Genomic DNA, 8463 nt, shown 5'->3' on the forward strand with positions numbered 1-8463 from the left:
CTGCGTGCCTCCGGCCGCCGCGTCGCCGGTGTGCCCGGCGCGCTCGTGCGCGGCTTCGGCTGGGCCACGGGCAGTGTCCGCACCCGCACGGCTCCTCGCGGCTCGGCCGCCGACGAGGAGATGACCGTCGTCGTCTCCGACCAGGTCGAGGACTACGACCCCAATCGCCGCAACATCATGGAGACCGACGCGCCGCTGGCCGCCGACGCCCTCGACGAGCAGCTGCAGATCGCGGTCCCCAGCGTCTCGGCCCACACCGGCGAGCCGGTCTGGGACCCGCTGCCGATCACCGTCCCCACCTACGTCAGCAAGCCCCGCGCCGGGCGCACCGTCCGTACGATCGAGTTCGGTCAGCCGGGCGCCTGGACCTCCGGTCACGTCGAGGGCGAGCAGACCGAGCTGCCCGTCGTCGAGGACGAGTCCGGTCCCGATCAGCACGCCGTCGGTCACTGACCGACCCCGCGACTGTGATCGTCGGAGGGGCTTTGCTAGGCTGAACCACGGCCTTGGGGCATTGGCGCAGTTGGTAGCGCGCTTCGTTCGCATCGAAGAGGTCAGGAGTTCGAATCTCCTATGCTCCACCAGCAAGAGCCCCCGGAAATCCGGGGGCTCTTCGCATTCCCCGGCCCTGCCACGGCCGCGAAAGGATCGCGATGCGCACACACCTGCGGCCGGGCTTGATCGCGCTCGTGGTCGTGGGCGGCGCCGCGGGGACGTTGATCCGGGCGCTGCTCGAGGAGTCGTTCGGCGCGGGCCCGGGCGAGTGGCCGTGGGCGACGTTCGCGATCAACGTGGGTGGATCGTTCCTGCTGGGGCTGCTCGTCGCCGTGGTGACGCGCTGGGGCGGCGACCCGCGGGTCCGGCTCGCGCTGGGGACGGGGCTGCTCGGCGGCTTCACGACCTACAGCACGTTCGTCGTCGAGGTCGACCAGCTGCTGCGCGCCGGCCACGTCGGGCTGGGAGCGGGCTATGCGCTCGGCAGCGTGTTGCTCGGTGTCGCGGCATCGGCCGCCGGCCTCCTGCTCGGCGGCTCACGAGCGGAGCCGGCCCGGTGATCGGCCTCGTCGCCCTGGCCGGGGGCATCGGCGCCGGCCTGAGGTTCGTCGTCGATGCGCTGGTGGGTGCACGCGTCCGGGGGCGTGTGCCGCTCGGGACGTTCGTCGTCAACGTGACGGGGTCGTTGGTGCTGGGACTGCTGGTCGGTCTCGCGCCGGGTGACGACGTCCTCACGATCCTGGGCGTCGGGCTGCTCGGCGGCTACACGACCTTCTCGGCGGCCAGTCTCGAGGCCGTCGCCATCGGGAGCGACTCGCGGCCGGCCGCCCTTGCCCACGGCGCAGCGATGCTCGCGGTGAGCCTCGCCGCCGCGGGCCTCGGGTTGTGGGCGGGCGGCGGGCTGGTCGGCTGAGCCGACTGGACGAGGTTTCCTGTCACTTCTCGAAGATCGCAACCCTCGTGAAGTGACAGGAAACCCACTTAACCGGGGAAACCGTCAGAGGACGAGCTCGGCCATGAGGCGCAAGGTGGCCTCGTCGCCGCCGACGGTGAGGGTGGTGACGACGGACTCCTGCCAGGCAGCGAGGTCGTCGCGGATCTTCTCCTTGGGACCGATCAGGGCGATCTTCTCGACCAGCTCGAGCGGGACGGCGGCCGTGGCCTCGTCCTTGCGGCCCTCGAGGTAGAGGTCCTGGATCCGGGCGCACTCCGCCTCGAAGCCCAGGCGCGCGACGGCGTCGAAGTGGAAGTTCGCGCCCTTCGCGCCCATGCCGCCGACGTAGAGCGCGATGAACGGGCGGATGAAGTCCGCGGCCGCCTCGAGGTCGTCCGACACGATGACCTGGACGGGGCACGCGATCTCGAACTGGTCGCGCGGGAGGCGCTCGGGGGAGCGCAGCGCGAAGCCGGCCTCGAGGGCGTCGTGGGCGAACTGGGCGTCGTGCGGCGAGTAGAAGAACGGGATCCAGCCGTCGGCGATCTCGGCCGAGAGCGCGATGTTCTTCGGGCCCTCGGCGGCGAGCAGCAACGGAATCTGGTCGCGCACGGGGTGCAGGGTCGAGCGCAGCGACTTGCCCAGGCCGGTCGACTTCAGGCCGTACTTGTCGACGTAGGGGATCTGGAACTGGGCGCCGTCGTGCGCGACCTTCTCACGAGCGATGGTCTGGCGCAGGACATCGAAGTACTCACGCGTACGCGCCAGCGGCCGCGGGTACGGCTGGCCGTACCAGCCCTCGACGACCTGCGGACCCGAGACGCCCAGGCCCAGCATCATGCGCCCACCCGAGAGGTGGTCGAGCGTCATCGCCGCCATGGCGGTCGCGGTGGGCGTGCGCGCGGACATCTGGACGATGCCGGTGCCGAGCTTGATCCGCTCGGTCGACGCGCCGAGCCAGGCGAGCGGCGTGAGCGCGTCCGAGCCGTACGCCTCCGCGGTCCAGATCGAGTCGTAGCCCAACTCCTCGGCCAGGGCGACCTGCGCGGCCTGTCCCGGCGGCTGTCCCTTGCCCCAGTAGCCAAGGCTGAGTCCGAGCTTCATCTGCGTACCTCCGTGGTCCGGTGTCTCGGATCACATTCCCACACCTGGCCCACCGGGCGGACGCAGGATGATGCATTCGGGTACCGCAGCGGGGGCCGAAGGCATCATCGTGCGTCCCTCACGGACGACGGCGCCAGCGGTGGCGAGCCAGCGCAGCCAGCCCGCCGAGCAGCGCCAGGGGCAGCAGCCACGGCACGGCGACCCCGGCGGCGGTGACGAGCGCGTTGGTGGTGGCGACCAGTGCGTTCCACCCCTGCGTCAGCCCACCGACGAATCCGCCCGGCTCGACCGACTTCGCTGCCTCGGTCGGCGAGAGCGAGACGTAGATCGTCGCGAGGCCCGTCTGGTCGCGCAGCACGCGGCGCTGGGCCTGCAGGGCCTCGAGGTCGGACTGGCGTTGCGTCAGCTGTGCCTCCGCGTCCAGCAGCTCGCGGGTCGTGCTCGACTCCGAGATGATCGCCCGCAGGCGGCGGATCGACGTCTCGAGCGACGCGATCCGGGCGTCGACGTCGGCCACCTGCGTCGCCACGTCCTCGCGGTTGACGTTCATCGAGCGCACCTCGCCCGCTTCCTCGACGAGGTCCCGCAGGGCGTCCAGGCGCTGGGCGGGGATGCGGACGGTGAGCTCGCCGGACGGGTACCGGCCGGCCTCGAGGCTCTCGCCGTCGATGCGGCCGCCCAGCCCGGCCGCGAAGGCGCGGATCGCGAAGGCCGTCTCGTCGATGTCGTCGACGCGGGCCGACATCGAGCCGGTCGTGATGACCGTCTCGGCCGGTGCCTGGTCCTCCTCGGTCGCCACGTCGTCCGCGGCGCGACTCGCGCCCGAGTCCTCGACCGCCGCCCTCTCGGCCGAGGAGCCGCCGGCTGACATCGAGTCGCTGCCGCTCATGAGCCCCCCGTTCAGGCCGGCGCCCACGGCCCCTCCGACCACGACGACCGCGGCCGCGGCGACACCGCCCACGGCAATCCACGACCGGCGAGTGCGACGCGCGGACGTGTCCCGCTCGATCGTGCCCATCACCTGGGCGCGCATCCGCTCGATCCGCTCGCGCTCGAGCACGGCAGGCTCTGTTCCGGTCATCTCACTCACCGTCCTGGGTCAGGTCGCGGCGCAGGCGGGACCGCAGCCGCGAGACCCGGTTCCTGACGGATCCGTGGGTCATGCCCAGCTCGGCGGCCGCCTGCTCGTAGGTCAGGTCGCCGTCGACGCACAGCTCGAACAGCCGGCGATCGACGGCGGAGAGGCGCGAGACGGCCGAGTCGATCGCGGCGGAGACCGCCGCCGCGTCCACCTCCTCGGCCGGACTCGCGGACGGATCGACGGGCTCGTGCTCGAGCGGGACCGCCCGCAGCCGGGCGCGCTTGCGACCGGCGTTCAGAGCGGTGTACCGCGCGGTGACCATGAGCCACGGCAGCATCGACCGGTCGACGATCGTGATGTCGTCGAGTCGCCGCCACGCCGTGACGAAGGTGTCCTGGGCGACGTCCTCGGCCTCCGCGGCGTCACCGACGACCTGGTGGGCCTGCCAGTAGACGGCGTTGATGTGCCGGTCGAACAGAGCACCGAACGCCGTCGTGTCCCCACGGCGAGCACGGCTCAGCAGCGCGGTGTCGCTCGCCGGGTCCGCCGCCGGGGGTTCCGGTTCGGCCATCGTCTCGATCCTTGCCTCCACGACCTGTCATGTCGCGGTTGGCCGAATCGTCTCAGATCCAGCGGTTCCACCAGATGCGATCGTGCCACTGGTCGTACGTGATGATCCGGTTGGACAGGATCGGGTGGAAGTACCAGAACAGCGCGACGACCACGAGGGTGAAGGCGATGATCCCCGGCCACCAGAAGCGGTCGGGCAGGCGTCGCCGGATCGCGGCGAACACGAGGCACAGCGCCACGATCATGAACGGCACGATCGCGACGGCGTAGAACGTGAAGATCGGGCGACCCGACGTGATCCACCAGGGCGCCCACGTCGCGAGCACGCCGACCAGCGGCAGGCTCCAGCGCCAGGTGGGGTTGCGGATCCAGGCCACGAGGGCGGTGACCAGGCCCAGCGTGCCCACCCACCACAGGGCCGGGTTGCCCAGGGTCAGCACCTGCCGGACGCACTTGGAGTCCTCGGGTGCGCCGCACACGTCTGCGGCGAGGTCGAAGTTCGAGGCGACGTTCGTGGGCCGCCACTGGATGAGCCAGCCGAACGCGTTGCTCTGGTACGGGTGCGTCTTGTCGGCCAGGTAGTCACCGGTGTGGAAGTTGTACGTCATGACGTGGAAGTCCCACAGGGACCGGAACGCGTCGATGAAGCCGCCGAGCGGGCCGCGGGTCGGGTCGCTGACGGCGCCCCAGACCTTCTCGTCGCCGTAGCCGTGCCCGAAGCGGGCCTCGAAGACGTCGTGGTGCAGCAGCCAGCCCGTCCACGTCAGGACGTAGACCACGAGCGCCACGCCGACCAGCGAGACGAAGGCGGGCAGCCCCACGCGTAGCACCCGCATCGCGGCGTCCTGCCAGGTCGCGACCCGCCCGCGCGCCCACACGTCCCACACGACGACCGTGATGCCGAACGCCGCCAGCACGTAGAGGCCGCTCCACTTCGTCGCCACCGCCATGCCGAAGCAGGCGCCGGCGGCCAGCTGCCACGGGCGCAGCCAGATCCACTTCGTCGGACCAACGTCGCGGAGTCGGGTCGTCAACCAGTCGCGGTCGGCCGCCAGACAGGTCACCGCACACAGCAGCCAGAACGCCAGGAACACGTCGAGCAGCGCGATGCGCGACATCGTGAAGTGCAGCCCGTCCAGGGTCAGGAGCAGCCCGGCCAGGCACGCCAAGGGCACCGATCCGGTCAGCCGCAGCACCAGCCGTGCCAGCACCAGCACGGTGAGCGACCCGACGACGACCGCGGCGAACCGCCAGCCCAGTGGCGTCAGCCCGAAGATGCCCTCACCGATCGCGATGAGCCATTTGCCGCCGTCGGGGTGCACGATCCAGGTCGGATCGGTCGTGAAGACGTCCGTCTCGCCGCGGGCGATCCGCCCGTTCGCGTCCTCGACGGCATCGCGGGCGTAACCCCAGTTCCACAGCCCCCACGCGTCCTTGGCGTAGTACGTCTCGTCGAACGTGAGCGATTTCGGGCTCGAGACGTTCCAGACGCGCAGCGCGAACGCCAGCAGCGCGATCGCGATCGGTCCGATCCATCCCCAGGCCCACAGGCTGATCCTGTCCAGCAGAGTCACCCGCCACACCCTAGCCAGCCGGGCGTCCCAGCGGGAGAGGGAACGTAACGACAAGTTACATTCCGTGAGCCACCGGCTCCGCGGGAGCGTGGCAGGATCGAGGGGTGCTGATCCTCGCCGCGACCCCGATCGGAACCGTGGCGGACGCCTCCGGACGACTCGCGACCGCCCTGGCCGAGGCCGACGTCGTCGCCGCCGAGGACACGCGCCGCTTCCGCCGCCTCGTCAGCGACCTCGGCATCGAGGTCACCGCACGCGTCGTCTCGTACTTCGAGGGCAACGAGGTGCAGCGCACCGCCGAGCTGATGGACGAACTGCGCGAGGACCGCACGGTGGTCCTGGTCACCGACGCCGGCATGCCCAGCGTCTCGGACCCCGGCTACCGGATCGTCGCGGCCGCCGTGGCCGAGGCCCTGCCGCTCACGGCGATCCCGGGCCCCTCGGCGGTGCTCACCGCCCTGGCCGTCTCGGGCCTGCCGGTCGACCGCTTCTGCTTCGAGGGCTTCCCGCCGCGCAAGCCGGGCGAGCGGGCCCGTGCCCTCGCGGCACTCGCGGCGGACCCGCGCACGCTGGTCTTCTTCGAGTCCCCGCACCGCACCGCCGCCACCCTGGCCGCGATGGCGGAGGCCTTCGGGGCCGACCGCCACGCCGCCGTGTGCCGCGAGCTCACCAAGACCCACGAGGAGGTCGTGCGCGGTCCTCTGGCCGAGCTGGCCGAGTGGGCCGGTGACGGCGAGCGCGTGCGCGGCGAGATCACGATCGTCGTCGCCGGTGCCGAGCCCGAGCCCGCCGCCGACCTCGCCGAGTCCGACCTCGTGGCGATGGTCGACGAGACCACCGCCGAGGGACTGAGCCGCAAGGACGCGATCGCCGACGTCGCGCGGCGCACCGGGATCTCCCGCAAGGTGGTCTATGCCGCCGCCCACGCATCGAAGGAGTCGACATGAACGAGCTGAAGCTGGGATACAAGGCCTCTGCCGAGCAGTTCGGTCCACGTGACCTGGTCGAGTACGCCGTCTCCGCCGAGGCGCACGGGATGGAGTCGGTCTGGACGAGCGACCACTTCCAGCCGTGGCGTCACGTCGGCGGGCATGCCCCGTTCTCGCTCGCGTGGATGACCGCCGTGGGCGAGCGGACCCACTCGGTCGTCATCGGCACCTCGGTCATGACGCCGACCTTCCGCTACAACCCCGCCGTGATCGCGCAGGCGTTCGCGACGATGGGCTGCCTCTACCCGGGGCGGATCGTCCTGGGCGTCGGCACCGGCGAGGCGCTCAACGAGATCGCCACCGGGTTCCGCGGCGCGGGCGAGCAGGACTGGCCCGAGTTCAAGGAGCGCTTCGCGCGACTGCGCGAGTCCGTGCGGCTCATGCGCGAGCTCTGGTCGAACGAGCGCGTGTCCTTCGAGGGCGAGTACTACTCGACCCACGACGCCTCGATCTACGACCGGCCCGACGAGCCGATCCCCGTGTACGTCGCGGCCGGCGGGCCCATGGTGGCCCGCTACGCCGGACGGGTCGGCGACGGCTCGATCTGCACGTCCGGCAAGGGTCCCGAGCTCTACACCGAGAAGCTGCTGCCGGCGTTCCGCGAGGGCGCCCAGAAGGCCGATCGCGACCCCGACGCCGCCGACCGGATGATCGAGATCAAGCTGTCGTACGACACCGACCCCGAGCTGGCGCTGGAGAACACGCGGTTCTGGTCGCCCCTGTCGCTGTCGCCCGAGCAGAAGCACTCCATCACCGATCCTGTCGAGATGGAGAAGGCCGCCGACGCGCTGCCGATCGAGCAGATCGCCCAGCGCTGGATCGTCGGATCCGATCCCGACGAGGTCGCCGCGATGATCGGCCAGTACGTCGACTGGGGCTTCAACCACCTCGTCTTCCACGCTCCCGGCAACGACCAGCAGCGGTTCCTCGAGCTGTTCGAGCGGGACCTCGCGCCGCGCCTGCGCGACCGCTGACCTCGGTCAGAGCGCGATCTCGGGCTTGATCTGCGAGACGCGCCAGATCCGGCGACGGTACGCGGCGGCTGCGGAGATCGCGATGCCTCCCACGACGTAAGCGGCCAGCACGGCCACGTCGCGCGGCAGCGAGTCCAGGTTCGCGCCGTACATCAGGTGACGGATCCCGTCGATCGCGTAGGTCATCGGCAGGACGTGGTGGATCGACTGCAGCGTGGGCGGCAGCGTCTGCCACGGGAACGTGCCACCCGCGCTGGCCAGCTGGAGCACCAGCAGGACCAGCCCGAGGAGCTGCCCGACGGGCCCGAGCCAGGCGTTCAGCGCGTGCACGATCGCCACGAAGGCAGCCCCGACGAGCAGCAGGAAGAACGCCACCTGGGTCGCCCGCAGGACGTCGATGCCGACGACCGACATCACCACCGCCAGCATGATGAGCACCTGCGCCGCGGCCAGCGCGGCGGGGGTCAGCCAGCCACCCAGCGCCGTGCGCCACGGTGACTGGCGCGCGGCGATGGCGCGGTTCGACAGCGGACGCACCAGCAGGAACATGACGTAGCCGCCCACCCACGCGCCGATCGCGAGGAAGAACGGCGCGAGCCCGGCGCCGTAGCTGTCGGCCGAGGCCTGGGCGACGTCCTCGGTCCGGATCGGCGAGGCGATCGTCCGCGCCGTCTCGTCGCGACGCTGCTCGGAGAGGTCCGGGATCGACCGCACGCCGTCGGCGAGCCCGTCGGCGAGCTCG

At 71.3% G+C, this 8463-nt stretch carries 9 protein-coding genes, 1 tRNA gene and 1 pseudogene; 6 read left to right on the forward strand and 5 right to left on the reverse strand.

What is annotated here, in order from left to right:
• From RT323_RS14930 to RT323_RS14945, 4 genes and pseudogenes are all read left to right on the forward strand, one after another.
• Window positions 1-453, forward strand: a pseudogene (locus tag RT323_RS14930) (hypothetical protein); the annotation flags it as partial.
• Between the two features lie 55 nt (window positions 454-508).
• A tRNA-Ala gene (locus RT323_RS14935) sits at window positions 509-584 on the forward strand.
• Between the two features lie 69 nt (window positions 585-653).
• Entirely contained in the window at window positions 654-1055 is a 402-nt protein-coding gene (locus RT323_RS14940) for a CrcB family protein (RefSeq protein ID WP_313409865.1), read from the forward strand.
• Window positions 1052-1408 carry a CrcB family protein gene (locus tag RT323_RS14945; RefSeq protein WP_313409867.1) on the forward strand — a complete coding sequence of 119 codons (357 nt, stop codon included), beginning with the start codon at window positions 1052-1054 and terminating at the stop codon, window positions 1406-1408. Before RT323_RS14940 ends, RT323_RS14945 begins: the two co-directional genes overlap by 4 nt.
• 84 nt (window positions 1409-1492) lie before the next feature.
• On the opposite strand, the gene RT323_RS14950 is transcribed toward RT323_RS14945, so the two are convergent.
• The 4 genes from RT323_RS14950 to RT323_RS14965 all read right to left on the reverse strand — a co-directional run bounded on the left by RT323_RS14950 (window position 1493) and on the right by RT323_RS14965 (window position 5758).
• A complete protein-coding gene (locus RT323_RS14950) occupies window positions 1493-2533 on the reverse strand; it encodes an LLM class F420-dependent oxidoreductase (RefSeq protein ID WP_313409869.1) in 1041 nt (346 codons plus the stop codon).
• A gap of 118 nt (window positions 2534-2651) precedes the next feature.
• Window positions 2652-3614 (reverse strand): DUF4349 domain-containing protein, encoded by a 963-nt coding sequence (locus RT323_RS14955; RefSeq protein ID WP_313409871.1) that lies wholly within the window; start codon window positions 3612-3614, stop codon window positions 2652-2654.
• 1 nt (window position 3615) lies between these two features.
• Window positions 3616-4185: a sigma-70 family RNA polymerase sigma factor gene (locus RT323_RS14960; RefSeq protein WP_313409873.1), complete on the reverse strand. Its 570-nt coding sequence runs from the start codon at window positions 4183-4185 to the stop codon at window positions 3616-3618.
• A 52-nt stretch (window positions 4186-4237) separates the two neighbouring features.
• The gene (locus tag RT323_RS14965) at window positions 4238-5758 is read right to left on the reverse strand and encodes a phospholipid carrier-dependent glycosyltransferase (protein WP_313409875.1); all 1521 of its coding nucleotides are present in this window, start codon (window positions 5756-5758) and stop codon (window positions 4238-4240) included.
• 104 nt (window positions 5759-5862) lie between these two features.
• Between RT323_RS14965 and rsmI the strand changes: the two genes are divergently transcribed.
• Both rsmI and fgd read left to right on the forward strand, forming a co-directional pair.
• On the forward strand, window positions 5863-6705 hold the full coding sequence (rsmI, locus tag RT323_RS14970; protein WP_313409877.1) for a 16S rRNA (cytidine(1402)-2'-O)-methyltransferase: 843 nt from the start codon (window positions 5863-5865) through the stop codon (window positions 6703-6705).
• Complete coding sequence (gene fgd, locus RT323_RS14975) at window positions 6702-7721, forward strand: glucose-6-phosphate dehydrogenase (coenzyme-F420) (RefSeq protein WP_313409878.1); 1020 nt, start codon at window positions 6702-6704, stop codon at window positions 7719-7721. The genes rsmI and fgd overlap by 4 nt, the downstream gene beginning before the upstream one ends.
• A 6-nt stretch (window positions 7722-7727) precedes the next feature.
• On the opposite strand, the gene RT323_RS14980 is transcribed toward fgd, so the two are convergent.
• Window positions 7728-8463, reverse strand: a 736-nt coding sequence (locus RT323_RS14980) for a YhgE/Pip family protein (protein WP_313409880.1), incomplete at its 5' end; no start/stop codon positions are given.

It is taken from the genome of Aeromicrobium sp., from assembly GCF_032084975.1.
Lineage (GTDB): Bacteria > Actinomycetota > Actinomycetes > Propionibacteriales > Nocardioidaceae > Aeromicrobium.